At 71.8% G+C, this 26256-nt stretch carries 26 protein-coding genes and 1 tRNA gene; 19 read left to right on the forward strand and 8 right to left on the reverse strand.

What is annotated here, in order from left to right; translation table 11 throughout:
- Window positions 1–2 precede the first annotated feature (2 nt).
- Entirely contained in the window at window positions 3–1088 is a 1086-nt protein-coding gene (locus GQQ92_RS01160; RefSeq protein ID WP_156997411.1) for a quinone oxidoreductase family protein, read from the forward strand.
- 11 nt (window positions 1089–1099) lie between these two features.
- Here GQQ92_RS01160 and GQQ92_RS01165 read toward each other — a convergent pair whose 3' ends face one another.
- Together GQQ92_RS01165 and GQQ92_RS01170 are read right to left on the reverse strand one after the other, a co-directional pair.
- Window positions 1100–2089 (reverse strand): YeiH family protein, encoded by a 990-nt coding sequence (locus GQQ92_RS01165; protein ID WP_156997412.1) that lies wholly within the window; start codon window positions 2087–2089, stop codon window positions 1100–1102.
- Window positions 2086–3804, reverse strand: a complete 1719-nt coding sequence (locus GQQ92_RS01170; protein ID WP_156997413.1) for a dolichyl-phosphate-mannose--protein mannosyltransferase — start codon at window positions 3802–3804, stop codon at window positions 2086–2088. Before GQQ92_RS01170 ends, GQQ92_RS01165 begins: the two co-directional genes overlap by 4 nt.
- Before the next feature lie 64 nt (window positions 3805–3868).
- On the opposite strand from GQQ92_RS01170, the gene rsmI reads away from it, so the two are divergent.
- From rsmI to GQQ92_RS01220, 10 genes are all read left to right on the forward strand, one after another.
- Window positions 3869–4702 carry a 16S rRNA (cytidine(1402)-2'-O)-methyltransferase gene (gene rsmI, locus GQQ92_RS01175; RefSeq protein ID WP_156997414.1) on the forward strand — a complete coding sequence of 278 codons (834 nt, stop codon included), beginning with the start codon at window positions 3869–3871 and terminating at the stop codon, window positions 4700–4702.
- Between the two features lie 63 nt (window positions 4703–4765).
- Entirely contained in the window at window positions 4766–5860 is a 1095-nt protein-coding gene (locus tag GQQ92_RS01180; protein WP_156997415.1) for an NADP-dependent oxidoreductase, read from the forward strand.
- 57 nt (window positions 5861–5917) lie between these two features.
- Entirely contained in the window at window positions 5918–7477 is a 1560-nt protein-coding gene (metG, locus tag GQQ92_RS01185; RefSeq protein WP_156997416.1) for a methionine--tRNA ligase, read from the forward strand.
- Window positions 7474–8379: a TatD family hydrolase gene (locus GQQ92_RS01190; RefSeq protein ID WP_156997417.1), complete on the forward strand. Its 906-nt coding sequence runs from the start codon at window positions 7474–7476 to the stop codon at window positions 8377–8379. Before metG ends, GQQ92_RS01190 begins: the two co-directional genes overlap by 4 nt.
- A gap of 30 nt (window positions 8380–8409) precedes the next feature.
- Window positions 8410–9312, forward strand: a complete 903-nt coding sequence (gene rsmA / locus GQQ92_RS01195) for a 16S rRNA (adenine(1518)-N(6)/adenine(1519)-N(6))-dimethyltransferase RsmA (RefSeq protein WP_197738023.1) — start codon at window positions 8410–8412, stop codon at window positions 9310–9312.
- Between the two features lie 4 nt (window positions 9313–9316).
- Window positions 9317–10243, forward strand: a complete 927-nt coding sequence (locus GQQ92_RS01200) for a 4-(cytidine 5'-diphospho)-2-C-methyl-D-erythritol kinase (RefSeq protein ID WP_156997418.1) — start codon at window positions 9317–9319, stop codon at window positions 10241–10243.
- A 110-nt stretch (window positions 10244–10353) separates the two neighbouring features.
- Window positions 10354–12231: an ABC-F family ATP-binding cassette domain-containing protein gene (locus tag GQQ92_RS01205; RefSeq protein WP_156997419.1), complete on the forward strand. Its 1878-nt coding sequence runs from the start codon at window positions 10354–10356 to the stop codon at window positions 12229–12231.
- A gap of 183 nt (window positions 12232–12414) precedes the next feature.
- On the forward strand, window positions 12415–13317 hold the full coding sequence (locus GQQ92_RS01210; RefSeq protein WP_156997420.1) for a MetQ/NlpA family ABC transporter substrate-binding protein: 903 nt from the start codon (window positions 12415–12417) through the stop codon (window positions 13315–13317).
- Window positions 13318–13414: 97 nt separating this feature from the next.
- On the forward strand, window positions 13415–14443 hold the full coding sequence (locus GQQ92_RS01215; protein ID WP_156997421.1) for a methionine ABC transporter ATP-binding protein: 1029 nt from the start codon (window positions 13415–13417) through the stop codon (window positions 14441–14443).
- Window positions 14443–15102 carry a methionine ABC transporter permease gene (locus tag GQQ92_RS01220; RefSeq protein ID WP_156997422.1) on the forward strand — a complete coding sequence of 220 codons (660 nt, stop codon included), beginning with the start codon at window positions 14443–14445 and terminating at the stop codon, window positions 15100–15102. The genes GQQ92_RS01215 and GQQ92_RS01220 overlap by 1 nt, the downstream gene beginning before the upstream one ends.
- Window positions 15103–15118: 16 nt before the next feature.
- On the opposite strand, the gene GQQ92_RS01225 is transcribed toward GQQ92_RS01220, so the two are convergent.
- Window positions 15119–15610, reverse strand: coding sequence for a MarR family winged helix-turn-helix transcriptional regulator (locus GQQ92_RS01225; protein ID WP_156997423.1), 492 nt, complete (start codon window positions 15608–15610; stop codon window positions 15119–15121).
- A 141-nt stretch (window positions 15611–15751) separates the two neighbouring features.
- Between GQQ92_RS01225 and GQQ92_RS01230 the strand changes: the two genes are divergently transcribed.
- The 5 genes from GQQ92_RS01230 to GQQ92_RS01250 all read left to right on the forward strand — a co-directional run bounded on the left by GQQ92_RS01230 (window position 15752) and on the right by GQQ92_RS01250 (window position 20615).
- Window positions 15752–15823: transfer RNA gene (locus tag GQQ92_RS01230), tRNA-Gln, on the forward strand.
- 60 nt (window positions 15824–15883) lie between these two features.
- Window positions 15884–17329 carry a bifunctional UDP-N-acetylglucosamine diphosphorylase/glucosamine-1-phosphate N-acetyltransferase GlmU gene (gene glmU / locus GQQ92_RS01235; RefSeq protein ID WP_156997424.1) on the forward strand — a complete coding sequence of 482 codons (1446 nt, stop codon included), beginning with the start codon at window positions 15884–15886 and terminating at the stop codon, window positions 17327–17329.
- A gap of 38 nt (window positions 17330–17367) precedes the next feature.
- A complete protein-coding gene (locus GQQ92_RS01240) occupies window positions 17368–18345 on the forward strand; it encodes a ribose-phosphate diphosphokinase (RefSeq protein WP_156997425.1) in 978 nt (325 codons plus the stop codon).
- 4 nt (window positions 18346–18349) lie between these two features.
- On the forward strand, window positions 18350–20050 hold the full coding sequence (locus tag GQQ92_RS01245; protein ID WP_156997426.1) for a long-chain-fatty-acid--CoA ligase: 1701 nt from the start codon (window positions 18350–18352) through the stop codon (window positions 20048–20050).
- A 13-nt stretch (window positions 20051–20063) separates the two neighbouring features.
- The gene (locus tag GQQ92_RS01250; protein ID WP_156997427.1) at window positions 20064–20615 is read left to right on the forward strand and encodes a hypothetical protein; all 552 of its coding nucleotides are present in this window, start codon (window positions 20064–20066) and stop codon (window positions 20613–20615) included.
- Here GQQ92_RS01250 and GQQ92_RS01255 read toward each other — a convergent pair.
- The 4 genes from GQQ92_RS01255 to gndA form a co-directional block, all read right to left on the reverse strand.
- Window positions 20612–20974, reverse strand: coding sequence for a hypothetical protein (locus GQQ92_RS01255; protein WP_156997428.1), 363 nt, complete (start codon window positions 20972–20974; stop codon window positions 20612–20614). The two genes, GQQ92_RS01250 and GQQ92_RS01255, sit on opposite strands and share 4 nt — an antisense overlap.
- Entirely contained in the window at window positions 20971–21312 is a 342-nt protein-coding gene (locus GQQ92_RS01260; RefSeq protein ID WP_156997429.1) for a DUF202 domain-containing protein, read from the reverse strand. Before GQQ92_RS01260 ends, GQQ92_RS01255 begins: the two co-directional genes overlap by 4 nt.
- Window positions 21313–21319: 7 nt before the next feature.
- Window positions 21320–21685 carry a YidH family protein gene (locus GQQ92_RS01265; RefSeq protein ID WP_156997430.1) on the reverse strand — a complete coding sequence of 122 codons (366 nt, stop codon included), beginning with the start codon at window positions 21683–21685 and terminating at the stop codon, window positions 21320–21322.
- Window positions 21686–21756: 71 nt separating this feature from the next.
- Window positions 21757–23214, reverse strand: coding sequence for an NADP-dependent phosphogluconate dehydrogenase (gene gndA, locus GQQ92_RS01270; protein ID WP_156997431.1), 1458 nt, complete (start codon window positions 23212–23214; stop codon window positions 21757–21759).
- Between the two features lie 104 nt (window positions 23215–23318).
- On the opposite strand from gndA, the gene GQQ92_RS01275 reads away from it, so the two are divergent.
- The 3 genes from GQQ92_RS01275 (at window position 23319) to pth (ending at window position 25406) form a co-directional block, all read left to right on the forward strand.
- Window positions 23319–23849: a gluconokinase gene (locus GQQ92_RS01275; RefSeq protein WP_156997432.1), complete on the forward strand. Its 531-nt coding sequence runs from the start codon at window positions 23319–23321 to the stop codon at window positions 23847–23849.
- A 186-nt stretch (window positions 23850–24035) separates the two neighbouring features.
- Complete coding sequence (locus tag GQQ92_RS01280; RefSeq protein ID WP_197738024.1) at window positions 24036–24668, forward strand: 50S ribosomal protein L25/general stress protein Ctc; 633 nt, start codon at window positions 24036–24038, stop codon at window positions 24666–24668.
- Between the two features lie 153 nt (window positions 24669–24821).
- The gene (gene pth, locus GQQ92_RS01285) at window positions 24822–25406 is read left to right on the forward strand and encodes an aminoacyl-tRNA hydrolase (RefSeq protein ID WP_232057422.1); all 585 of its coding nucleotides are present in this window, start codon (window positions 24822–24824) and stop codon (window positions 25404–25406) included.
- 57 nt (window positions 25407–25463) lie between these two features.
- On the opposite strand, the gene GQQ92_RS01290 is transcribed toward pth, so the two are convergent.
- Window positions 25464–26201 (reverse strand): ribonuclease H family protein, encoded by a 738-nt coding sequence (locus GQQ92_RS01290; RefSeq protein WP_156997434.1) that lies wholly within the window; start codon window positions 26199–26201, stop codon window positions 25464–25466.
- Window positions 26202–26256: the final 55 nt, after the last annotated feature.

A 26256-nucleotide genomic window follows, 5' to 3' on the forward strand; every position in this document is an offset into this window, starting at 1 on the left:
CGATGAACGAGACGAAGGCCGAGACGAAGGCCGAGACGAAGGCCGAGACACAGGTCGAGACGCACGCCGCCGAGCGGCCCGCGACGGCCATGCGGGCCGTCGCCCAGCATCGCTACGGCGGGCCCGAGGTGCTCGCGCTCGAGACCGGCGCGGCGCCCGAGCCGAAGCCCGACGAGGTGCTCGTCGCCGTGCACGCCGTCGACGTCGCCTCGGGCGACGTGCGGATCATGCGGGGCGAGCCGAAGCTCATGCGGGCGTTCTTCGGATTCCGCAGGCCCCGCGTGCCGACGGTCGGCCGCGACATCGCGGGCACGGTGGCGGCGGTCGGGTCCGCGGTCTCCGGCATCTCGGTCGGTGACCGGGTCTGCGGCGAGGCGTCCCAGGGCGGCTGGGCCGAATACGCGGTGCTGCCCGAGCGGTTCGCGGTGCGGGTGCCCGACGACGTCGGGTTCGCGGATGCCGCGACCCTGCCCGTCTCCGCGGGCACCGCGCTGCAGGGCCTGCGCCTCGCCGGCATCGACCCCGCGCGCCCGGTCGACGCATCCGGGTCACGACCCCGGCTGCTCGTCATCGGCGCCTCCGGCGGAGTCGGGGGATTCGCGATGCAGCTCGCGGTGATCGCCGGGTGGCAGGTCGTCGGCGTCTGCAGCGAGGCGAAGGCCGACCACGTGCGAGCGCTCGGCGCCGATCGAGTGCTCGACCGCGCGGGCGACTGGCCCGACCTCGAGGCCGACGGCTCGTACGACGCCGTGTTCGACCTCGCCGGCGCCCAATCGCTCGGCGGACTCGCCCGGCTCGTGCGGCGCGGCGGCACGGTGGTGCTCTCTGCCGGCGGCGGCGACGGCCTGCTCGGGCCGATCCCGAGGCTGGTCGGGGCGATGCTGCGCAGGCCCTTCATGCACGCCTCCCTGAAGCCGCTCGCCGCGGCCCGCGACGCCGAGGACCTCGAGGCGCTCGTGTCGCTGCTCGAGCAGGGACGCCTCGGGCCGATGATCGACCGCATCGTGCCGCTCGCCGAGGTGCGGGCCGCGGTGGAGGCGTTCCAGGCCGGCGAGGTGCGCGGCAAGCTCGTGCTCGAGGTGCGCTGAGCGGGTCGCCGTCAGCCGAGCAGCACGGCGCCGTAGGCGAGGGTCGCGACGAGCACCCACGAGGTGAGCCCGACGACGAGCGCGCGCCAACCGGTGGCGGCGAGGTCGGCGAACCTGATCGACGCGCCGAGGGCGAAGAGCGCCATGGCCAGCACCGCCGTCTGCACGGCGTCGGCGGCCGAGAGCACGGCCTCGGGGAGCGGCACGAACGTCGCGACGAGCACGGCGGCCACGAACCCCGCGATGAACAGGGGCACCACGGGCGGGCGCGAACCGGTCGTCTCGACGTGGCGCCGCCGTTCGACGGCCGCGGTGATCGCGACCATCGGGGCGAGCATGAGCACGCGGGTCAGCTTCACGACGACCGCGACGGCGAGCGCCGCAGGTCCGGCGAGCTGGGCGGTCGCGACCACCTGGCCCACGTCGTGCACGCCGGCACCCACCCAGTGGCCGAACTGCACCGCCGACAGCCCGAGCGGATGCCACAGCGCGGGCAGCACCGCGATGGCCAGCGTCCCGCACAGCGTGACGAGCGCGACCGGCACGGCCTGATCCTCGTCGCGTGCGCGCACGGTCGAGCCCATCGCGCCGATCGCCGAGGCGCCGCAGATGGCGAATCCGCTCGCGACCAGGAGCGGCTGGTGCCCGGGCAGCCCGAGGGCGCGCCCGAGCCCGATCGTGCCGACGAAGGTGAGCAGGACGACCGCGACGGTCGTGGCGATGGTCACCCAGCCGAGGTGGGCGATGTCGAAGAGGCTGAGCTTCAGCCCGAGGAGCACGATGCCGACGCGGAGCAGGCTCTTCGACGCGGTCTTGAGCCCGGGCGCCAGGGCGCCGTCGAGGCGGCGCTGCACCGCGGGCACCTGGCCGACCACGATGCCGAGGGCCACGGCGACCGTGAGCAGGGGCAGGGCCGGGACCGCGAGGTGCACGAGCCAGGCGACAGCCGCGGCGGTCGCGGCGACGAGGAGTCCGGGCATCCGCCCTCGGAGGTCGATCATCCCCAGCTCGGCAGCCAGAAGTGCAGCTGGCGGAAGTCGGGCGTGAGCGGGATGCCGCTCCAGAGGGGATAGAAGAACGCCGAGACGAGCAGCACGAACACGAGGTAGACCCCGACCGTGGCGATGCCGCGCTCGCGGCGCCACCAGACGTCGTCGGGCCGGCCGAGGATGAGCCGGACCACCGCCGCCAGGGCGAGGATCATGTACGGCTCGAACGCGATCGAGTAGAACTGGAACACCGTGCGGTCCAGGTACATGAGCCAGGGCAGGTAGCCCGCGCCGAGCCCGAGCAGCACGAGTCCGACCTGCCACTCGCGGTACCGCGCGAGCCGGTACACGAGGTAGAGGCAGGCGAGGGCGGCGGCCCACCAGATGATCGGGTTGCCGATGCCCATGATCGAGGACCAGCACGTCTCGCCGCCGCATCCGCCCGAGCCGTCGTCGGTCGAGGAGAAGTACATGTTCGTCGGCCGGCCCATGACGAGCCAGGTCAGCGGGTTCGACTGCCACGGATGCTCCGAGTGCACGCCGATGTGGTACTGGTACGCCGACTGGTGGTAGTGCCAGAGGCTCTGCAGCGCGGTCGGCACCCACGAGAAGAAGCCGGTCGCGCGGTTGGCCCCGTCGTCGGCCCAGTGCCGGTCGTACCCGCCGTCGGTCGCGAGCCACCCCGTCCACGAGGCGAGGTAGACGGCGAACGCGACCGGCACGTACAGCAGGAAGGTGATCGGGCCCTGCTTGAGGATCGCGGCCGTCGCATACAGCGGAACCCCGGCGCGGCGCCGTGCGAGCGCGTCGACGATGACGAGGTAGATGCCGAACGCGGCGACGAACCAGAGGCCCGACCACTTGACGGCGGTCGCCGCGCCGAAGGCCGCGCCCGCCGCGACGAGCCACGGACGCGACCAGAGGGCCGGGCCGTAGTGCGGGTCGCGGCCGGCCGTGCGCGCGGCCGCGAGCGCGCGTTCGAGCCGTTCACGCGCCCAGGCGCGGTCGAGCACCACGAACCAGACGCCCAGCAGCGCGAAGATCATGACCCAGTTGTCGAGCAGCGCGACGCGCGACATCACGATCGCGTTGCCGTCGACGGCGAACAGGAGCCCGGCGATGACGGCGACGATCGTCGAGGGCCAGAGCCGACGCGCCAGCATCATGATCACGAACACGCCCGCGGTGCCCGCGAGGGCGGTGGTGGCACGCCACCAGAACGCGTTGTCGGCGCCGAACGCGGCCATGCCGAGCGCGATCATCCACTTGCCGAGGGGCGGATGCACCACGTACGACGGGTCGTCGAGGTAGGTGTCGGTGTCGCCGTCGGCGAAGCCCTCGTCGGCGCCCTCGGGCCAGCTCGACTCGTAGCCGTGGTGCAGGAGCGTCCAGGCGTCCTTGACGTAGTACGTCTCGTCGAAGACGATCGCCTGCGGATGGCCGAGGTTCCAGAACCGCAGCACGGCGGCGATGAGGGTGACGAGGATCGGGCCGCCCCAGTACCACAGCGCGCGCCGGCGCGGCGTCGAGAGCGTGCGCGCCCACCATGCGTCGAGGCGGGTGCCGCGCGGTTCGGGCGCCTTCGGTTCCGCCTCGGCGGCCTCAGTGGCCCCGGCAGCCCCGGCGGCCCCGGCGGGGTTCTCGACCGCTTCGGCCGCGTGGTCGGATGCCTCGGGCGTCACCGTCTCGACGGGCGCCGTGGAGGCGGCATCCGTCTCGGCAGTCATGCGATTCAGCGTAACCGAGGCGGACCCGACGGGAGGTCGCCCGGTGGTGCGCGAGACTGGGGGCATGATCATCCTCGCCGCAACGCCCATCGGCAACCTCGGCGACGCCTCGGCGCGCCTGCGCGAGGCCCTCGCCGGGGCGCAGGTCGTCGCCTCGGAGGACACCCGCGTGACGCAGCGCCTCCTCGCCGGGCTCGGCATCGAGAACCGGCCGAGGCTCATCGCGCTCCACGAGCACAACGAGCGGCAGAAGGCGGGCGAGCTCGTCGAGCTCGCCCGCGACGCCGACCTGCTCGTGCTGAGCGACGCGGGCATGCCCACCGTCTCCGATCCGGGGTTCCCGCTCGTGCAGGCGGCCGTCGCCGCGGGCGTCGAGGTGACCGCGATCCCCGGGCCGAGCGCCGTCATCACGGCGCTCGCCGTCGCCGGGCTGCCCACCGACCGGTTCGCGTTCGAAGGGTTCCTGCCCCGCAAGTCGGGCGACCGGGCGCGACGCCTCGCCGAGCTCGCGGGCGACCGGCGCACGCTCGTGTTCTTCGAGGGCCCGTCGCGGCTCGCCGCGAGCCTGGGCGCGCTCGCCGACGCGTTCGGCGCCGACCGGCCCGCAGCCGTCTGCCGGGAGCTCACGAAGCTCCACGAGGAGGTTCGGCGCGGCGGCCTCGGCGAGCTCGCCGAGTGGGCCGCCGAGGGCGTCCGCGGCGAGATCTGCATCGTCGTGCAGGGCGCGGCCGAACAGCGGGCGGATGCCTCGACCGCCCTCGAGCGCGTGCTCGGCCTCGCGGCATCCGGAACGCGGCTGAAGGACGCCGCCTCCCTCGTCGCCGCCGAGACCGGACTCGGCAAGCGCGACCTGTACGAGGCGGCGCTGGCCGCCAAGCGCGCCGTGCCGCCTTCCTGAGAATCCGTCCCCTTTTCGGGGGATGGGGAGGACAATGGGGTCGTACGCACGAGGAGGCGCGAGATGGCCCACGAAGTCAGGTTCGCAACGTTCGGCGGCCCCGAAGTGCTCGAGATCGCCGAGGTCCCCACGCCCGAGCCGGGTGAGGGCGAGGTGCTCGTCGAGGTCTACGCGGCGGGGCTGAACCCCATCGAGAGCGCGATCAGGCGCGGCGAGCATCCCGAGCGATGGCGCGTCGAGCCGCCCAGCCCGCAGGGGCGCGACCTCGCGGGCCTCGTGATCGCGACCGGCCCGGGCACGATGCGGTTCGACCGGGGCGACGAGGTCATGGGCTTCGCCGACGACGGGGCGCAGGCCACGCACGTCGTCGTGCCCGAGGCGAACCTCATCGGGCGCCCGCCCGCCCTCTCGTGGGAGGTCGCCGGGTCGCTCTACACGGCCGGCACCACGGCCTGGTCGATCATCGAGGGACTGCACCTCGGCGCCAACGACACGGTCGTCGTCACCGCGGCCGCGGGCGGGGTCGGATGCCTCGCCGCGCAGCTCGCCCGCCTCCGCGGCGCCGCCGTGATCGGCACCGCACCCGACATGCGCTTCGACTTCCTCCGCCAGTTCGGCGTGATCCCGCTCGAGTACGGCCCCGCGCTCGCCGACCGCGCGCGCGAGGTCGCCCCGCACCCCGTCAGCGTCTTCCTCGACTTCCTCGGCGGTCAGGCCGGGGAGGCTGCGGCGCTCGGCGTCGAGCCGTCGCGCGTGTTCACGCTGACCGACTGGGACGCCGTCGAACGCGAGCAGGCGGTGCGCGCGGGAACGGGAGACCTCGTCGCGCTCGGCCGAGTCGCGGCGCTCGTGTCCGCCAGGCGGATCCGGCTGCCCATCGCCGACGTCTTCCCGCTCGAGCGGGTCGCCGATGCGTACCGCGCGCTCGAGCGGCGGGAGGCGCCGGGCAAGATCGTGCTCGGCATGCGGGTCGTCGACTACCCGATGCAGAAGATGAAGGAGCCCGACCTGAAAGAGGAGGACGTCACCATCGGCGTGCCGACCGAGCACGACCGGCTCGACGTCGAGGAGGCCGTGCCGGCGGCGGTCGGCGACGGCAGCGTGCGCCGTCGTCGCCGGGCGGCGCGCGAACGGGACGACGCCGAAGCCCTCGAGTGACCCTGCGCGCCCGTAACGCGGACGTCGGGGCATCCGCTCGCCCGTAGGATTGAGCGCATGGCCGAAGGCTCCTCGTTCTATGTCACCACGCCCATCTTCTACGTCAACGACGTGCCCCACATCGGGCACGCGTACACGGAGGTGGCCGCCGACGTGCTCGCGCGCTGGCACCGCCAGGCCGGCGAGCGCACGTGGTCGCTCACGGGCACCGACGAGCACGGCCAGAAGATCCTGCGCACGGCCACCGCGAACGGCGTGACCCCGAAGCAGTGGGCCGACAAGCTCGTCGACGAGGCCTGGAAGCCGCTGCTCGAGACGGTCGACATCGCGAACGACGACTTCATCCGCACGACCGACGTGCGGCACGAGGAGAACGTGCAGAAGTTCCTGCAGAAGCTCTACGACGACGGCCACATCTACACGGGCGAGTACGAGGGCTACTACTGCGTCGGCTGCGAGGAGTACAAGCAGGAGTCCGACCTCGTGCCGGGGTCCGGCGAGTACGAGGGCCAGCTCGTCTGCGCCATCCACTCCAAGCCCGTCGAGCTGCTGCACGAGAAGAACTACTTCTTCCGCACCTCGGCCTTCGCCGAGCGCCTGCTCGCGCTCTACGAGGAGCGGCCCGACTTCGTGCAGCCCGAGTCGGCGCGCAACGAGGTGCTCGGCTGGGTGCGCTCCGGGCTGTCCGACCTGTCGATCTCGCGGTCGACGTTCGACTGGGGCGTCAAGGTCCCGTGGGACGAGACGCACGTCGTCTACGTCTGGTTCGACGCGCTGCTGAACTACATCACGGCCGTCGGCTACGGCCAGGACGACGAGGAGTTCGCGAGCCGCTGGCCCGCGCAGCACATCGTCGGCAAAGACATCCTGCGCTTCCACGCGGTCATCTGGCCCGCCATGCTCATGGCGGCCGGGCTCGACGTGCCGCGCGGCGTGTTCGGGCACGGCTGGCTGCTCGTCGGCGGCGAGAAGATGTCGAAGTCGAAGCTCACCGGCATCGCCCCCGAGCAGATCACCGACACGTTCGGCTCCGACGCGTTCCGCTACTACTTCCTGCGCGCCATCGCGTTCGGCCAAGACGGGTCGTTCTCGTGGGAGGACCTCTCGGCCCGCTACCAGGCCGAGCTCGCGAACGGCTTCGGCAACCTCGCGTCGCGCGTCATCGCCATGATCACGCGCTACTGCGACGGCGAGGTGCCCGCGGCATCCGAGCGCACCGAGGCCGACGAGGCCATCGCCGCGGTCGAGCAGCGGGCCACGGATGCCTCGTGGTCGGCCATCGACCGCATCGCGATCCACGAGGCCATCGGCGCCGTCTGGGAGCTCGTCGAGGCGCTCAACGGCTACATCACGGCCGAGGAGCCGTGGGTGCTCGCGAAGGACCCGGCGAAGCGGGAGCGCCTCGAGACCGTGCTCGCCACGGCGTACCACGGGCTCGGCACGCTGGCCGTGCTGCTCTCGCCGGTGCTGCCGAAGGCGACCGCCAAGCTCTGGACCGCGCTCGGCGCGCCCGGCACCGTGCAGGAGCAGCGCATCGACCGTGCCGACGAGTGGAGCGTCGGCCCGCGGGTGGCGCCGCTCGAGGCGCTGTTCCCGCGCATCGAAACGGCGGAGTGAACGACTCGGTGAGCCCCGACCACCTCCGCACCCGCAACGACGGCGGACGCCCCGTCGAGTACCCGCCGCTGCCCGAGGGCCTGCCGGTCGGCGTCTACGACAACCACACGCATCTCGAGATCGCCGACGGCGCGCTCCCGCTCGACGTGCACGAGCACCTCGAGCGCGCGGCATCCGTCGGCGTGATCGGCGCGGTGCAGGTCGGCACCGACGTCGCGACGAGCCGATGGTCGGCCGAGGTCGCCGCGCGCGAGCCCCGCCTGCTCGCCGCGGTCGCGCTGCACCCCAACGAGGCGCCCGAGCTCGAGGCCGCCGGCACCCTCGACGACGCGCTCGCCGTCATCGACGAGCTGGCCGCGCAGCCGCGCGTGCGCGCGGTGGGCGAGACGGGGCTCGACTTCTTCCGCACGGGCGACGAGGGGCGGCCGGCGCAGTTCCGCTCGTTCGAGGCGCACATCGACATCGCCAAGCGGCACGGCATCGCCATGCAGATCCACGATCGCGACGCCCACGACGAGGTCGTCGAGACGCTGCGACGCGTCGGGGCGCCCGACCGCACGGTGTTCCACTGCTTCTCGGGCGGCGACGAGCTCGCCCGGCTCGCGGCATCCGAGGGCTGGTACCTCTCGTTCGCCGGCAACGTGACGTTCAAGAACGCCGAGAACCTGCGCGACGCGCTGCGGGTCGCGCCGCGCGAGCGCATCCTCGTCGAGACCGACGCGCCCTACCTCACGCCCGCGCCGCTGCGCGGTCGCCCGAACGCGCCCTACCTCGTGCCGCACACCGTGCGGTTCATGGCGGACGTGCTCGGAGCCGACCTCGACGCGCTGTGCGCCGATCTCGCGTCGAACACGCGCCGCGTCTACGGCTCATGGCAGGATGAAGCGCGTGCGGGGGACTGAGACACGGGTCGACGACGCGGGGGGCGCGGCATGAACGCGCACCGCCACGAGGCCGAGGGAGCGCCGGCGATCGCGCGCCTGCTCGGCCCCGCCGAGATCCGCGACCTCGCCGAGCTGCTCGACGTCACGCCGACGAAGAAGCTCGGCCAGAACTTCGTGCACGACGGCAACACCGTGCGCCGCATCGTGCAGACCGCGGGCGTACACGCCGGCGAGACCGTGCTCGAGATCGGGCCGGGGCTCGGCTCGCTCACGCTCGGGCTGCTCGAGGCCGGGGCATCCGTCATCGCGGTCGAGATCGACAAGCGCCTCGCCGCGCAGCTGCCCCACACGGCCGGCATCATGCAGCCGGGCACCTCGCTCACCGTCGTCACCGCCGACGCGCTCCGTGTGACGGAACTGCCCGGCGAGCCCGTGCGGCTCGTCGCGAACCTGCCCTACAACGTCTCGGTCCCTGTCCTGCTGCACCTGCTCGAGCACTTCGACTCGCTGCGGTCGGGCATCGTGATGGTGCAGGCCGAGGTCGGGCACCGGCTCGCGGCCGAACCCGGCTCGAAGGTCTACGGCGCGCCGAGCCTGAAGGCCGCCTGGTACGGCGACTGGCGCACCGCGGGCCAGGTCTCGCGCATGGTCTTCTGGCCCGTGCCCAACGTCGACTCGGTGCTCGTGGGCTTCGAGCGCGGCGAGCAGCCCGGCACGATCGAGGAGCGGCGCGCGACCTTCGCGCTCGTCGACGCGGCCTTCCAGCAGCGCCGCAAGATGCTCCGGCAGTCGCTGTCCGGCGTCCTCGGCGGCACCGCCTCGGCCGCGAGCGAGGTGCTCGAACGCGCCGGCGTCGCCCCCGAGTCGCGCGGCGAGCAGCTCGTCGTCGGCGACTTCCTGCGCATCGCCCGCGCCGCGGTCGCATCCGCCGCCACGGCCCCGGAGTCGTGAGCGCATGAGCATCGCCTGGACCGAAGACTCCGTGCACGTGCGCGCGCCCGGCAAGATCAACCTGTTCATGCGCGTGGGCGAGGTGCAGCCCGACGGCTACCACGACGTCGCGACGGCGTACCAGGCCGTCTCGCTCTATGAAGACGTTCGCGCCTGGCCCGACGACGAGTTCAGCGTGGCCTTCGGCGGCAGCGTCGACACCTCCGGGCTCGAGACCGACGCCTCGAACCTCGCGATCCGGGCCGCGAAGCTCCTCGCCCGCGTCACAGGGGTCCGCGGCGGTGTGCGGCTCGAGATCGAGAAGCACGTCCCGATCGCCGGCGGCATGGGCGGCGGATCAGCGGATGCCGCGGCCACCCTCGTGGCCTGCGACGCGTTGTGGGGCACCGGCCTCCCGAAGGAGGAGCTCTCCTCCATCGCGGCGCAGCTCGGCGCCGACGTGCCGTTCTCGCTCGCGGGCGGCACCGCCATCGGGTCCGGCCGCGGCGACCGGCTGAGCCCGGCGCTCGCGACCGGCTCCTTCCACTGGGTGCTCGCGGTCGCCGAGTTCGGACTCTCGACGCCCGGCGTCTACGGCGAGCTCGATCGGATCCGCCACGACGAGGGACGGCACGTGCCCGCCTCGCCCGTCGTCGACGCCGAGGTGCTGCAGGCGCTCCGCGCCGGGGATCCGGGCCTGCTCGCGACGGCGCTGCACAACGACCTCCAAGAGGCCGCGCTGCGGCTCGCGCCCGGACTCCGCGGCATCCTCGAGCTCGGCGTGGCGAACGGCGCCCTCGCCGGCCTCGTCTCGGGCTCGGGGCCGACGGTCGCCTTCCTCGCGGCCGACACCGACTCGGCACTCGAGCTGCAGGTCGCGCTCTCCGCGGCGCGGCTGACGGCCATCCACGTGCACGGCGCGGTGCACGGCGCGCGGGTGCTCGCCCGCTGACCGTCTCGCCGACGGGTGCGCCGACCCGCGCGCCGACCGCCCGGGGGCGCCGCCGCCCGAGCGACGCCCGGCCGGGGGCGCCCAGCAACGGCAACTAGGCTCGACGGGACATGGCACATCTTCTCGGCGCCGAGCGCCTGCATCTCGAGTTCCCGACGCGCACCGTCTTCGACGAGGTGACCCTCGGCATCGACGAGGGCGACCGCATCGGCGTCGTCGGCCGCAACGGCGACGGCAAGTCCACCCTGCTGAAGCTGCTCGCCGCACGCCTGCGACCCGACGGCGGGCGGGTCACGATGCGCCGCGGCATCCGCATCGGCATGCTGGACCAGTCCGACGTCGTCGATCCGGGCAAGACGGTGGCCGAGTTCGTCGTCGGCGGCATCGAGGAGCACGTCTGGGCCGGCGACCCGAAGGTGCGCGACGTCATCGGCGGCCTGCTGGCCGACGTGCCGTGGCACGGGCAGATCGCGAGCCTGTCGGGCGGGCAGCGCCGCCGCGTCGGCCTCGCCGCGCTGCTCGTCGGCGACTGGGACGTCGTGTTCCTCGACGAGCCGACGAACCACCTCGACGTCGAGGGCATCGCCTGGCTCGCCGCGCACCTCAAGCGTCGTTGGGCGGCCGACTCCGGCGCGCTCGTCGTCGTCACGCACGACCGCTGGTTCCTCGACGAGGTCTGCACCGCCACGTGGGAGGTGCACGACGGCATCGTCGAGCCGTTCGAGGGCGGGTACGCGGCCTACGTGCTCCAGCGCGTCGAACGCGACCGCATGGCGGCGGCATCCGAGGCGAAACGGCAGAACCTCATGCGCAAGGAGCTCGCGTGGCTGCGCCGCGGCGCCCCGGCGCGCACGTCGAAGCCGAAGTTCCGCATCGACGCGGCGAACGAGCTCATCGAGAACGAGCCCCCCGTCCGCAACAAGGTCGAGCTCGACCGGCTCGCGGTCTCGCGGCTCGGCAAGGACGTGGTCGACCTCATCGACGTCTCCGTGGAGTTCGCCGCGACCGACACGTCGCAGGCCGGCGCATCCGGCGAGCCGGCGACGAAGACCGTGCTGCGCGACGTCGAGTGGCGCATCGCGCCGGGGGAGCGCACCGGCATCCTGGGCGTGAACGGGGCCGGCAAGTCCACGCTGCTCGGACTCGTGACCGGCGCGGTGCAGCCGACCGGCGGGCGCGTCAAGCGCGGCAAGACCGTGCGCATCGCGACCCTCAGCCAGGAGCTCGACGAGCTCGCCGAATGGGCCGAGCAGCGCGTCTCGGCCGTGGTCGCCGAGCAGCGCACGAGTTACGAGGTCGGCGGCAAGGAGATGACGCCCGGGCAGCTGCTCGAGCGGCTCGGCTTCACGACGGCCCAGCTCTCGACCCCGGTGAAGAACCTCTCGGGCGGGCAGAAGCGCCGCCTGCAGCTGCTGCTGATCCTGCTTCAGGAGCCGAACGTGCTCATCCTCGACGAGCCGACGAACGACCTCGACACCGACATGCTCGCGGCCATCGAAGACCTCCTCGACTCCTGGCCCGGCACGCTGCTCGTGGTCAGCCACGACCGCTACCTCATCGAGCGCGTCACCGACCGCCAGTTCGCGATCCTCGACGGGCACCTGCGCGACCTGCCCCGCGGCGTCGACCAGTACCTCGAGCTGCGCAGGGCGCTCGAGCCGCGTGCGGCGGCGGATGCCGCGGGGCGGGCGTCGGCTCCCGCCGCCGGGCCCGCGGGCGCGACGCGGCTCGACACCGGCACGGCCCAAGCGGCGCCCGCCCTCGCCGGCGCGGAGCGCCGCACCGCCGAGAAGGAGCTCGCGTCGATCGACCGCAAGCTCGAGAAGCTCGCCGCCGAGATCGCCCGGGCGCACGAACGACTGGCCGTGCACGACCAGTCCGACTACGAGGGGCTGGGCGTGCTCGGCGACGAACTGCGCGCGCTCGAGACATCCGTCGCCGACCTCGAGACGCGCTGGATCGAAGTTTCCGAGATTCTCGAAGCCTGACGTCGCAGATCCTGTGACGTACTGTGACCCTCGTGGCCGGTACGCAAAGAATCTTCACCTAACGTGGGAATGCGCCCGCGTTCGCGGCATCGAAGCCCCCCACCGTGACCCACCGTGGCGGAGCCGTGCCCGCTCCACTGCCATCAGCACCAGAACGCGCGCGACGACGAAAGGAACACTCCCATGGCATCCCGCTTCCAGGCACGCAGCACCAAGCTCATCGCCGCACTCGCCGCCGTCCCCCTCGTACTCGGCCTCGCCTCCTGCGCCTCCGGCGACGGCGGCAGCGCAGACGACGTCGTCAAGATCGGCGTCGTCGGCAAGGGCGATCCGCAGTGGGACGCGTTCGAGAAGGCCGCCGACGAAGCGGGCATCGACATCGAGCTCGTCGACTTCTCGGACTACGCGCAGCCGAACCCGGCCACGACCGAGGGCGAACTCGACCTCAACCAGTTCCAGCACATCGTCTACCTCGCCGACTACAACGTCTCCGCCGGCCAGGATCTGACGCCCATCGGCTCGACGGCGATCTACCCGCTCGGCCTGTACTCGACGAAGGTCGACGACGTCGCCGACATCGAGAAGGGCGACACCGTCGCTGTGCCGAACGACGCCTCGAACCAGGCGCGCGCGCTGCTCGTGCTGCAGTCGGCCGGGCTCGTCGAGCTCAAGAGCGGCGGCACGATCTTCTCCGATCTCGCCGACATCGACGAGGAGAACTCGAAGGTGAAGGTCACCGCGCTCGAGGCCTCGCTCACGCCGACCTCGCTGCCCGACGTCGCCGCCGCCATCATCAACAACGACTACGTCGCCGACGCCGGCCTCTCGTTCGAGGACGCCATCGCGCAGGACGACCCCTCCGACCCGAACGCGCTGCCCTACGTGAACATCTTCGCGACGCGCGCCGAAGACGCCGACAACGAGACCTACCTGAAGCTCGTCGAGATCTTCCAGACCGACCCCGACGTGCAGGCGGGCCTGCTCGAGGCGTCGGGCGACACCGCCGTGCCGCTCGAGGTCTCCGTGGCCGACCTGCAGGACTCGCTCGCCAAGGTCGAGGCCGACACCGAGGAAGCCAAGGGCTGATCGAACCGGCGTCCGCCTCGGCGGATCGCCGCTTCGTGGGGCGGCGGGACCCGAACCGGTCCCGCCGCCCGTTCCGGCGTTCTGGAAGGAGCACCACATGGCACTCGTCAGCCTCACCGACGTCACCAAGTCCTACCCCTCGCCCGAGAAGGGCGGCGCACCGATTGTCGCCGTCGACTCGGTGAGCCTCGAGATCGAGGCCGGCGACGTCTACGGCATCATCGGCTACTCGGGCGCGGGCAAGTCCACGCTCGTGCGGCTCATCAACGCCCTCGAACCGACGACCTCGGGCACGATCGAGGTGGGCGGCCGCGAGATCACGGCCATGCCGGAGCGCGAGCTCCGCGGCATCCGGCTCGAGATCGGCATGATCTTCCAGCAGTTCAACCTCTTCAACTCCAAGACAGTGCGGGCGAACATCGCGTACCCGTTGCAGGTCGCGGGCGCGTCGAAGGCCGAGATCACGGCTCGGGTCGACGAATTGCTCGCCTTCGTGGGGCTCGCCGACAAGGCGCGGAGCTATCCCGACCAGCTCTCGGGCGGCCAGAAGCAGCGCGTCGGCATCGCCCGAGCGCTCGCGACGTCGCCGCGACTGCTCCTCGCCGACGAGGCCACCAGCGCCCTCGACCCCGAGACGACGCAGGAGGTGCTCGAACTCCTGAAACGCGTGAACCGGGAGTTCGGCGTCACGATCGTCATCATCACCCACGAGATGGACGTCATCCAGTCCATCGCCACGAAGGTCGCCGTCATGGACGGCGGCAGGGTCATCGAGTCCGGCGACGTGTTCGACGTGTTCTCGTCGCCGAAGAACGCGTCGTCGGCGCGGTTCGTCTCGACGGTGGTCAAGGGCATCCCGTCACCGGCCGAGGCCGTCGTGCTGCGCGAACGCCACGCGGGCCGAATCGTCACCATCTCCTTCCGCGACGGCGACGCCTCGCAGGCTGCGGTGTTCCTCGACCTCGCGAACGCGGGGCTCGAGTTCGAGCTCGTCTACGGCGGCATCAACGACATCCAGGGGCGGGCGTTCGGTCACCTGACGCTCGCGATCAGAGGGGCGGATGCCGCGGTCGACGCGGTGCTCGCGAAGATCGGCGACCGCGCCGAGGTCACGGAGGTGGCGTGATGGATCGCCTGTTCGAGCTCGGGCCCGAGTTCTGGGAAGCGGCGTTCGAGACGCTCTACATGGTCGCGCTCACGCTGCTGTTCGGCGGGCTCGCAGGCCTCCTCCTCGGCATGGTGCTCTACACGACCCGACCGGGCAGCCTGCTGTCGAACAAGCCGGTCTTCACGATCGTCAACGTCGTCATCAACTTCTTCCGGCCCATCCCGTTCATCATCTTCATCGCGGCCGTGCAGCCGCTCTCGCGCCTCGTGATCGGCACCGGCATCGGCAACGACGCGCTCGTGTTCGCGCTCTCGATCGCCGCGTCGTTCGCCATCGCGCGCATCGTCGAGCAGAACCTGCTGACCGTCTCGCCCGGCGTGGTCGAGGCCGCGCGGTCGATGGGCGCCGGACCGATCCGCATCCTCCGCACCGTCGTGCTGCCAGAGGCGCTCGGCCCCCTGATCCTCGGCTACACCTTCGTGCTCGTCGCGATCGTCGACATGACCGCGGTGGCCGGGCTCATCGGCGGCGGCGGTCTCGGCAACTTCGCGGTGGTCTACGGCTACCGCCAGTACCAGCCGCTGATCACGTGGGCCGCGGTGATCCTCATCATCGTCTTCGTGCAGCTCGCGCAGTTCTTCGGCAACTGGCTCGCCCGCAAGGTCATGCGCCGCTGACGGCAGCGGGTCCCGCTCAGTCGAAGCCGAGGCTCAGCTTGCGCAGCAGCGCGGCGAGCCGCTTCTGCTCGGCCGCCGGCAGGCTGTCGAGGAGCTCGGCCTCGGCGTCGACGAGGCGCGTGATCGCGGCATCCACCCGCGTGAGGCCGGCCGGGCTCATCTCGACGAGGATGCCGCGTCCGTCGTTCGGGTCGGTCTGGCGGGTGACGAGCCCGCGTTCGACGAGGCGGTCGATGCGGTTGGTCATCGTGCCGCTCGAGACGAGCGTCTGCTGCAGCAGCTGCTTGGGCGACAGCCGGAACGGCGAGCCCGCGCGGCGCAGCGCCGAGAGCACGTCGAACTCGCTCGCCTCGAGCTCGGAGCGCGCGAACGCCTGGCGTCGCGCGCGATCGAGATGCTTCGACAGCCGTGCGACGCGCGAGAGCACCTGCAGGGGTGCGAAGTCGAGATCGGGGCGTTCGCGCTCCCAGTCCTCGACGATGCGGTCGACCTCGTCGGCATGCGTCATCCCGCCATTATCGCGCGGCCCGGCCGTGCGATCGACGTGCGTGACGATGCACGAAGCGGATGCCGCGGGCCCGGGCCGTGCGGTCCGGCGCGCCGCGGTCTGGCAGACTGGATGGCGCCCGTGCGCATGCCGCCCGAGCGGTCCGCCATAGTGTAACGGCAGCACGACAGCCTTTGGAGCTGTTCGGTCCAGGTTCGAATCCTGGTGGCGGAGCCGGAACGCCGTCGAACGCCACCGGAACACCGCAAGATCCCACCCCACAGGAAGACGCGAATGACCGACCAGAACCTCGCCATCATCGTCCTCGCCGCCGGGCAGGGCACCCGCATGAAGTCGGCCACGCCGAAGCTGCTGCACCCCCTCGCCGGAGCCCCCATCGTGGCCCACGTGCTCGCGACCGCGCGCACCCTCGAGGCGGCGCACGTCATCGCCGTCGTGCGCCACGAGCGCGACCAGGTCGCCGCGGCCGTCGAGGCCGAGCTGCCGGGCGCCGTTATCGTCGACCAGGACGACGTGCCGGGCACGGGCCGGGCCGTCGAGCAGGCCGTCGCCGCGCTTCCCGACGGCTTCGACGGCGAGGTGCTCGTGCTGAACGGCGACGTGCCGCTGCTGAACGCCGACACGCTCGTCGGGTTCCTCGAGCGTCACCGCGATCGCGCTGCGGCGGCATCCGTGCTCTCCGCCTTCTACGACGACCCCACCGGCTACGGCCGCATCGTGCGCGACAGCGTCGGCGTGTTCGACCGCATCGTCGAGCAGAAGGACGCGAGCGACGCCGAGCGCACCATCGCCGAGATCAACGCGGGCATCTACGCGTTCGGCGCGGCCGCGCTGCGCGATCAGCTCGCGAACCTCACGACCGAGAACGCGCAGGGCGAGAAGTACCTCACCGACGTCATCCAGCTCCTGCGCGCCGCCGGTTCCGAGGTCGAGGCCGTGCCCGTGACCGAGCCGTGGCTCGTGGCGGGCATCAACGACCGCGCCCAGCTCTCCGAGACCGCCGCGCGGCTGAACGCCCTCATCGTGCGCGGCTGGCAGCTGAACGGCGTGACGATCGAAGACCCGGCGACCACGTGGATCGACCTCACCGTGCGCATCGCGCCCGACGTGACCATCCGTCCCGGCACGCAGCTCAAGGGCGCGACCGTGGTCGAGACGGGCGCGCGCATCGGGCCCGACACGACGCTGACCGACTGCGAGGTCGGCGCGGGCGCCGAGGTGCGACGCACCGACGGCACGCTCGCGGTCGTCGGCGCCGGAGCCGCGGTCGGCCCGTTCTCGTTCCTGCGGCCGGGCACCGTGCTCGGGGCCGACGGCAAGATCGGCGCCTTCGTCGAGACGAAGAACGCGACCATCGGCACCGGCAGCAAGGTGCCGCACCTGAGCTACGTCGGCGACGCCACGATCGGCGTGCACTCCAACATCGGAGCGGGCTCGGTCTTCGCCAACTACGACGGGGTCCGCAAGCACCGCTCCGAGGTCGGGTCGCACGTGCGCACCGGCTCCCACGGCGTCTTCGTCGCGCCGGTTAGGATTGGTGACGGCGCCTACACGGGCGCCGGAACCGTCGTCCGAAAAGACGTCCCGTCCGGCGCGCTCGCCGTGAACGTGGCACCGCAACGCAACATCGAGGAGTGGGTCCAGAAGCACCGGGCCGGTTCGGCGGCGGCAGACGCCGCCGGCGCCGCGCACGAGGCATCCGGTTCCGACGCCGACTGAACACGCCGCGCAGGGCGCAGGCGGAGAGGACACAGCACATGTCGGGAATCGAGACCACCGGATCGAAGCGGCTCGTGCTCGTGTCGGGGCGGGCGCATCCCGCCCTCGCCGAGCAGATCGCGCACGAACTCGGTTCGGAGCTCGTGCCCACCGATGCGCGCACCTTCGCGAACGGTGAGATCTACGCCCGGTTCGACGAGAGCGTGCGAGGCTCCGACGCGTTCGTGATCCAGTCGCACACCGCGCCGATCAACGAGTGGCTCATGGAGCAGCTCATCATGCTCGACGCGCTCAAGCGGGCCTCCGCGAAGCGCGTCACCGTCGTCGCGCCGTTCTACCCCTACGCCCGCCAGGACAAGAAGGGCCGCGGGCGCGAGCCCATCTCGGCCCGACTCGTCGCCGACCTGTTCAAGGCGGCCGGCGCCGACCGCATCATGTCGATCGACCTGCACGCCGCGCAGATCCAGGGCTTCTTCGACGGCCCCGTCGACCACCTCTTCGCCATGCCCGTGCTGCTCGAGGAGTTCAAGAACTCGCTCGACCCGTCGACGCTGACCGTCGTCTCGCCCGACATGGGCCGCGTGCGCGTCGCCGACATCTGGAGCGACAAGCTCGGCGCACCGCTCGCCATCATCCACAAGCGCCGCGACCCGCTCGTGCCGAACCAGGTTTCGGTGCACGAGATCGTCGGCGAGGTCGAGGGGCGCGTGTGCCTCCTGGTCGACGACCTCATCGACACGGGCCGCACCATCGTGAAGGCCGCCGAGGCGCTGAAGGAGGCCGGCGCCACCGGCGTCGTGGTCGCGGCCACGCACGCGGTGTTCTCGAACCCGGCCACCGAGATCCTGCAGTCCGACGTCATCGACCGGGTGGTCGTGACCGACACCCTCCCCGTCCCCGAGGAGAAGCGCTGGGATCGCCTCACCGTGCTCCCCATCGCGCCGCTGCTCGCACGCGCCATCCACGAGGTCTTCGAAGACGGCTCGGTGACGAGCATGTTCGACGGCGCGGCGTAGACCGGTGACCATCGAGACGCCGCGCCCATGGCTCGCCGGCTACGCCGACGGCGTGCCGCATGACATCGAGCCGCAGACCGACTCGCTCTACGACCTCGTTCGCGGTTCCGTCGAGGCGTACCCCGACAGCGTCGCGCTCGAGTTCTTCGAGCGCACCACCACGTACCGCGAGCTCGGCGAGCAGATCGAGCGCGCGGCCGAGGGGCTGCGCCTGCTGGGCGTGCAGCCCGGCGACCCGGTCGCCCTCGTGCTGCCCAACTGCCCGCAGCACATCGTCGCGTTCTACGCGGTGCTGCGCCTCGGCGCGATCGTGATCGAGCACAACCCGCTCTACACGCCGCGCGAGCTGCGCCACCAGTTCGAGGATCACGGCGCCGCCGTGGTCATCGCCTGGGACAAGGTGGTCGACACGATCCAGGCGTTCCCCGCCGACGTCGCGGTCCGCGAGATCATCTCGGTCGACGTGACCCGGGCGATGCCGTTGCTGACGCGTGCTCTGCTCCGGATGCCGGTCGCCAAGGCCCGCGAATCGCGCGAGGCGCTCACCACGAAGGTCCGCGGCACGACGCCGTGGCAGAAGCTCGTGGCGTCCGCCCCGGTCGATTCCCACATCGTCGCGCCCGCGGTCGGCGACGTCGCGCTCATCCAGTACACGAGCGGCACGACCGGCAGCCCCAAGGGCGCGACGCTCACGCATGCGAACCTCGTTTCGAACGCGGCGCAGGCCCGCGCCTGGGTTCCGCAGATCGAACGCGGCAGCGCCGTCGTGCACGCGGTCCTGCCGATGTTCCACGCGTACGGGCTCACCCTCTGCCTCACCTTCGCGATGAGCATGGGCGCCCGTCTCGTGCTCTTCCCGAAGTTCGATCCCGAACTCGTGCTGAAGGCCGTGAAGCGCCGCCCGCCGACGTTCCTCCCCGCAGTGCCGCCCATCTACGACCGGCTCACGAAGGCGGCCGCCGAGGCCGGCGTCTCGCTCGACGGCATCGAGATCGCGATCTCGGGCGCGATGCCGCTGTCGGCCGACGTGGTCGAACCGTGGGAGCAGGCATCGGGCGGATATCTCGTCGAGGGCTACGGGCTCAGCGAGTGCTCGCCCGTGCTGATGGCCAACCCGGTCGCGCCGAACCGCCGCGCCGGAACCGTCGGGCTGCCGTTGCCGTCGACCGAAGCCCGCGTCGTCGACCCCGACGATCCCCAGACAGATGTCGCGGCGGGCGCCGAGGGCGAGCTCATCGTGCGCGGCCCGCAGGTCTTTTCCGGCTACTGGCAGAAGCCCGATGAGACGGCGGCCGTCTTCGTGCCGTCCGACGACGGCGGTGCCGACTGGTTCCGCACAGGCGACATCGTCTCGATCGACGAAGACGGCTTCGTGCACATCGTCGACCGCATCAAGGAGCTCATCATCACGGGCGGCTTCAACGTCGCCCCGAGCGAGGTCGAAGAGGCGGTGCTCGCGCACCCCGACGTGGTCGAGGTCGCCGTGGTCGGCGTGCCCGACGAGCACTCGGGCGAGCAGGTCGTCGCCGTCGTGGTGCTCCGCGACGGGGCCGAGCTCGACGAGCAGGGCATCCGCGACCTCGCCCGCGACGGGCTCACCGCCTACAAGGTGCCCAAGCGCGTCGTCCAGGCCGACGAGCTCCCTCGCTCCCTCATCGGCAAGGTCATCCGGCGCGAGGTTCGCAACAGCCTCCTCGCCGAGTGACGCAGGGCACACCATGGCGTTCCTGTCCGGCGACAGCGCGGCCGCCCTCGCGGCGCTCGCGGCGCTGGAGACCGGCGACGGCGTGCCGCCGCTCGACCGGCTCCGGGGCATCCGCTCGCTTCTGACGGCCCTCGAGACCGACCCGGCGATGCTCGCCGCGGCACGCGACGCCCTCGAGGCGGGCTCGTCGTGGGAGCAGATCGCGGATGCCGCGGGCCTCAGCCCGTCGGCGGCAAAGTACCGGTGGGCCGGCGCCGACGACGAGATCGCCGAGCGACAGGAGGCGAGTCGTCGCCGGAAGCGCGAGCGGCCCTCGAGCGTCCCGACCGACCTGCCAGGGGAGAGCGTCGCCGAGGCGGCCAAGCGCCTCGGAGTGACGCCCCAGGCGATCTACCAGCGCGTGACCCGCGGGCTGGTCGAGGCCCGCACGGTGACGTTGGCCGACGGGCGTTCGTACAAGCGCGTGTTCATCGCCGACGGAGCGCCTGACGCGGCGCCCGCCGGAGGGCCGGCTGCGGGCGGAGCGGCCCACGACGATGACCGGGCCGACGGTCGACGCGCCTAGGTCGGCGTACCGGTGCCGTAGCGCGGTGTCGCCGGGAACAGGCCGAAGTTCGCGAGATGCCGACGGGCGCCGTTCTCGGTGATGACGTAGCACTGCCAACCGGGCCCGCCGGCGGCGAACAGCTCGAACGGGGCATCCGTCGTGAACTCGCCGCCCGTGGCGCCCGCGGCCGCCGTGGCGAACGCGGTGCACGTGGAGCGCGCGGTCGAGGTGGCGACCGAGAACGTCGAGAGCACGATCGGGAGCACCATGGCCGCGAGGGCGAGGAAGACCGCGACCCGCATCGCACGACGGCGCCCCGGGCGACGGGGCCGGTCGACCGGCTCGTAGCCGGCGAGCTCGGGGTGCTCTTCGCTCATCTCGTGGCCTCGATCAGGATGGACGCGATGCCCGCGACGGCGGCGAGCAGCACGGTGGCGGCCACGCCGAGCATCGCCACCGGCGACGGCGGGATGATCTCGCGCCGGGCGTCGAGCTGCCGGCGTCGCACCGCGCCGTGCGCGACGGCGACGGCGGCGAGCACGAAGAGCGCGACCCCGGCGGTCGAGAGCGCGGGCTGGCTCGAGCTCAGCCCGTCGCGCAGCACGAGCACGGCGTTCACCGCGATGGCGAGCCCGGTGCGGCTCCAGGCCAGTGCCGTGCGCTCGGGCTGCATGCCCGGGTCGCGCGACAGCGCAGCAGGCGGGACGGTCGTCATGGGGTGCTCAGCCCGAGAAGCCCGAGATCAGGATCAGGGCGGCGATGGCGGCTGCGGCGAGGAGCGCGATGCCCGAGAGCAGGGGGATCATGACACTGTGCGGCAGCGGCCGACCCGTTCGCATCGCGACCTCGTTCGCCTTCCAGCGCACGTACGACAACCCGCCGAGCACGGCGGCGACGACGGCCAGTCCGACCGCGAGGATCAGCACCACGAAGCGCGGGCCGATCGCCTGGGCGAACTCGAAGAGCAGCACGCCGCCCGCGAGCAGCGCGAGGGCGGTGCGGATCCACGCGAGGAACGTGCGCTCGTTGGCGAGCGTGAAGCGGTAGTCGGGGTCCTCGCCCTGGGTCTGCCACGTCGGCTTGCGCATGCGCCCTCACTCGTCGTCGGATCGGCGGGGGACCGGTCTCGGCCCCGGGCTGGTGCCCGGGGCCAAGGCTACTAGTGGGTGGACGGCGTGGTGGCGATCTCGGATCGGTCGCCCGACCACAGCGTGTGGAACACGCCCTCCTTGTCGACGCGCTTGTACGTGTGCGCGCCGAAGAAGTCGCGCTGGCCCTGCACGAGCGCGGCGGGCAGGCGGTCGGCGCGCAGGCCGTCGTAGTACGCGAGCGAGGAGGCGAACGCGGGGGCCGGGATGCCGGTCTCGACCGAGCGCACGACGACCCGGCGCCAGGCCGCCTGCGCCCGCGTGAACGCCTCGGCGAAGTACGGCGCCGAGAGCAGCAGCTCGAGGTCGGGGGTCTCGTCGTACGCGTCGGCGATGCGGTTCAGGAACTGGGCGCGGATGATGCATCCGCCGCGCCAGATCTTCGACACCGCGGCGAGGTCGATGTTCCAGTCGTACTCCTTGGCGCCGGCGCGGATCGCGTCGAAGCCCTGCGAGTAGGCGACGATCTTCGAGGCGTAGAGCGCCAGCCGCACGTCTTCGATGAACGCGTCGACCTCGTCGGCCGGGATGCGGTCGGCCTCGTCGGGGCCCGCGAGGCCCTTCGCGACGGAGCGCTGCTCGGGGTGCGACGAGAGGCCGCGGGCGAACACGGCCTCGGCGATGTTCGACACCGGCGTGCCCAGGCTGAGCGCGGTCTGCACGGTCCAGACGCCCGTGCCCTTCGAGCCGGCCTCGTCGAGGATGACGTCGACGAGCGGCGCACCGGTCTCGGCATCGACCTGCTTCAGTACCTCTGCCGTGATCTCGATGAGGTAGCTCTCGAGCTCGCCGTGGTTCCACTCGGCGAAGACGTCGGCGATCTCGGCGGGCGTCTTGCCCGTGCCGCGGCGGATGAGGTCGTAGGCCTCGGCGATGAGCTGCATGTCGGCGTACTCGATGCCGTTGTGGATCATCTTCACGAAGTGGCCGGCGCCGTCGTGGCCGATGTGGGTGACGCAGGGCTCGCCCTCGGCGACCGCGGCGATCGACTTCAGGATCGGGCCGAGCGTGACCCACGACTCGTCGGAGCCGCCGGGCATGATCGAGGGGCCGTTCAGCGCGCCCTCCTCGCCGCCCGAGATGCCGGCGCCGACGAAGTTGATGCCGGTCTCGCGCACGGCCTTCTCGCGCCGGATGGTGTCGGTGAACAGCGCGTTGCCGCCGTCGACGATGATGTCGCCCGGCTCGAACCGGCTCGAGAGCTCGGAGATGACCGCATCGGTGCCCTTGCCGGCCTGGACCATGATGATCGCGGTGCGGGGCTTGGCGAGCGAGGCGACGAACTCGTCGTAGGACTCGGCGCCGACGAACCCGGCCTCGGGGTGCTCTTCGAGGAGCGTCGCGGTGCGCTCGTACGAGCGGTTGAAGACGGCGACCGTGTTGCCCTCGCGGCTCGCGAGGTTGCGGGCGAGGTTCGAACCCATGACGGCGAGTCCGACGACTCCGATGTTGGCTACGGCTTCAGGCACGGACACACTCCTCGTGACGGGATTCTGGGGATGCCTCCAGCGTACTGTGAGGCGGCCTCACCGTTGCACGGTGTTGCTGAGAGGTGTCGTGAGAGGATCGGCCGATGAGCGCACGAGAGCCTGAGCCCCCCACCGTCGTCGTCATGGGCGTCTCCGGATCCGGGAAGTCGACGATCGGAAGGCTCGTGGCGAGGGAACTCGGCGTGCCGTTCACCGACGCCGACGACCTGCATCCGATCGCGAACATCGAGAAGATGGCGTCGGGCGTGCCGCTCGACGACGAGGACCGCCGGCCGTGGCTCGAGCTCGTCGGGACGACGCTCGCCGAGGCGGATCGGGCCGGCACCGGCCTCGTCGTCGCCTGCTCGGCGCTGAAGCGCGCGTATCGCGATGCGATCCTCGCGGAGGCGCCGGCGACGCTGTTCCTGCACCTGCACGGCAGCCGAGCGGTGCTCGCGGCCCGCACCGAGGGGCGCACGGGCCACTTCATGCCGCCGAGCCTTCTGGACTCGCAGCTCGCGAGCCTCGAACCGCTCGAGCGCGACGAGCCCGGCGTCGTGGTCGACATCGGCGATCCGGTCGAGAAGGTCGTCGAACGGGCGGCCGCGTCGGTGGCTGCTAGACTGGGCGATTGAACTTCGGCGAGGGAGGCCCGCCGCGCGAGCGATCGCGCACGAGGCATCCGTGATCGACGCGGTGGGAGCTGGCTCCACGGCTATTCCTCACGCATCCGCGCATCCTGCATGCCGCGCGTTCGAGTTGAAGACATCAGACACACGATCTGGGCGCCGAGAAGCCGGGCCCACCCAAGGAGAGACATCATGGCTGAAGACAACAAGGTCGTCGCGGAGCACCGCGACTCGTTCGGCAAGGGCGCAGCCCGCAAGATCCGCGCCGTCGGCAAGATCCCCGCGGTCATCTACGGCCACGGCACCGAGCCGCAGCACGTGACGCTGCCGGGCCACCAGGTCCAGCTGCTGATCCGCAAGGCGAACGCCGTGCTCGACCTCCAGATCGAGGGCAAGAGCCAGCTCGCGCTCGTCAAGGACGTCCAGAAGGACCCGGTGCACCAGATCATCGAGCACCTCGACCTCATCGTCATCAAGAAGGGCGAGAAGGTCCAGGTCGAGGTCCCCGTGCACGTCGAGGGCGAGACCGCTCCCGGCACCATCGCCGACCTCGACTCGCACACGCTGCTGCTCGAGGTCGAGGCGACCCACATCCCCGAGAGCGTCGTCGTCTCGGTCGAGGGCCTCGAGGATGGCGCGCAGATCCACGCGAAGGACGTCGAGCTGCCCAAGGGCGCCTCGCTCGTCACCGACGAGGACTCCCTCGTCGTCAACGTGCACACCCCGCAGAAGGTGGACCTCGGCGAGGAGGCCGCAGAGGCCGCCGAGGGCGAGGCCGACGAGGCCGCTGCCGAGGCTCCGGCCGACGAGGCCGCCGCGGAGTAGTCGCACCGCACGCACGCCGATCGGGCCTGCGGCACCGCATCCGGGTACGCTCGGATGCGGGCCGCGGGCCCGTTCCCGTCGTGCACCCAGGAGAGGAGCGAACCGGTGGGTCTCCTCGATCTCCTCCGATCCCGTCCGAAAGGCGAACTGCACGTGGCCGCGAACACCTGGCTCGTCGTGGGCCTCGGCAACCCGGGCGCCCAGTACGCGGCGAACCGGCACAACGTCGGCCAGATGGTCGCCGACGAGCTCGCGTCGCGCCTCGGCGCGACGTTCAAGTCGCACAAGACGCCGTCGCGTGTGGCCGAGGGATTCCTGCGCCCAGGCGGTCCGAAGCTCGTCATCGCGAAGCCGAACAGCTACATGAACACCTCCGGCGGTCCGGTCTCCGCGTTGCTCAAGTTCTACGGCCTCGAGCCCGACCGCCTCATCGTCGTCCACGACGAGCTCGACATCCCGTTCGACACCATCCGCCTGAAGGCGGGCGGCGGCCACGGCGGCCACAACGGACTCCGCGACATCCTGAAGGCCACCGGCAACGCCGACTTCACGCGCGTGCGCGTCGGCGTGGGCCGCCCGCCCGGGCGTCAGGATGCGGCCGACTTCGTGCTGAAGGACTTCTCGGGCACCGAGCGCGCCACGCTGCCGAACCTGCTCTCGGACGCGGCCGACGCCGTGGAGGCCGTCGCCGACGTCGGACTCGTGGCGGCGCAGCAACGGTTCCACTCGCCGGCCTGACCGGCCGCTGCGAAACCGGCGGTGCGGGTCGGCGCCGTTCGGTCGGCGCGGTTCGGGTCAGATCAGCCCGCGCAGGTACTCCTCGGGGGAGACGCCCGACGCGCGAGCGAGCTGCAGCAGCCGGTCGTGCTCCTCGGTCGAGAGCTCGACCGTGAGCTGGTGCCAGGCGTCGGGCGCGTCGTCGAGCGTGAAGAGCGCATCGTCGTCCTGCGGGACCGCGTCGGTCGGGCCGGCGGGCGTCGGGTCGAGGGCGGATGCCGCGGCGAGCCCGGTTTCGATGTCATCGGCGGCCGAGCTCGTCGCGCCCGCGCGGGCGGCCGTGCGCGTCCCGCCCGCGTCGCTCCAACCGGGGCCGGAAGGCACGGCGCCGCCGCTGCGGTAGGCCTCGGCGACCGAGCGCGCCCGGATGTCGGCCGCCTCGTTCATGGGGTGCCCGACGTGGCCCTTGACCCACTCGAAGCGGTAGCGGCGGCCGGCGAGCTCCGCGTCGAGCTCCTTCAGCAGTTCGACGTTGAGCACCGGCTTGCCGTCGGCCTTGCGCCAGCCCTTGCGCTTCCAGCCCTGCATCCACTTCGTGATGCAGTTGATGACGTACTGGCTGTCGCAGAGCACGAGGAGCTCCTCGTCGAGGTGCGCGGTCGCGCGGAACAGCTCGAGCACGGCCCGCAGCTCGCCCTGGTTGTTCGTGGCGTGCTTCCAGCCGCCCGCCGCCCAACGGTCGTCGTCGACGTACCAGGCCCACCCGGCCGGGCCGGGATTGCCGAGTGCGGATCCATCGGCGGCGGCTGTGATCACGGGGCTCCTCAGGTGACGTGTGCGTGTTCCGGCGTGCGGCGCCCATCGTATCGGG

Source organism: Agromyces terreus (genome assembly GCF_009749465.1).
Lineage (GTDB): Bacteria > Actinomycetota > Actinomycetes > Actinomycetales > Microbacteriaceae > Agromyces > Agromyces terreus.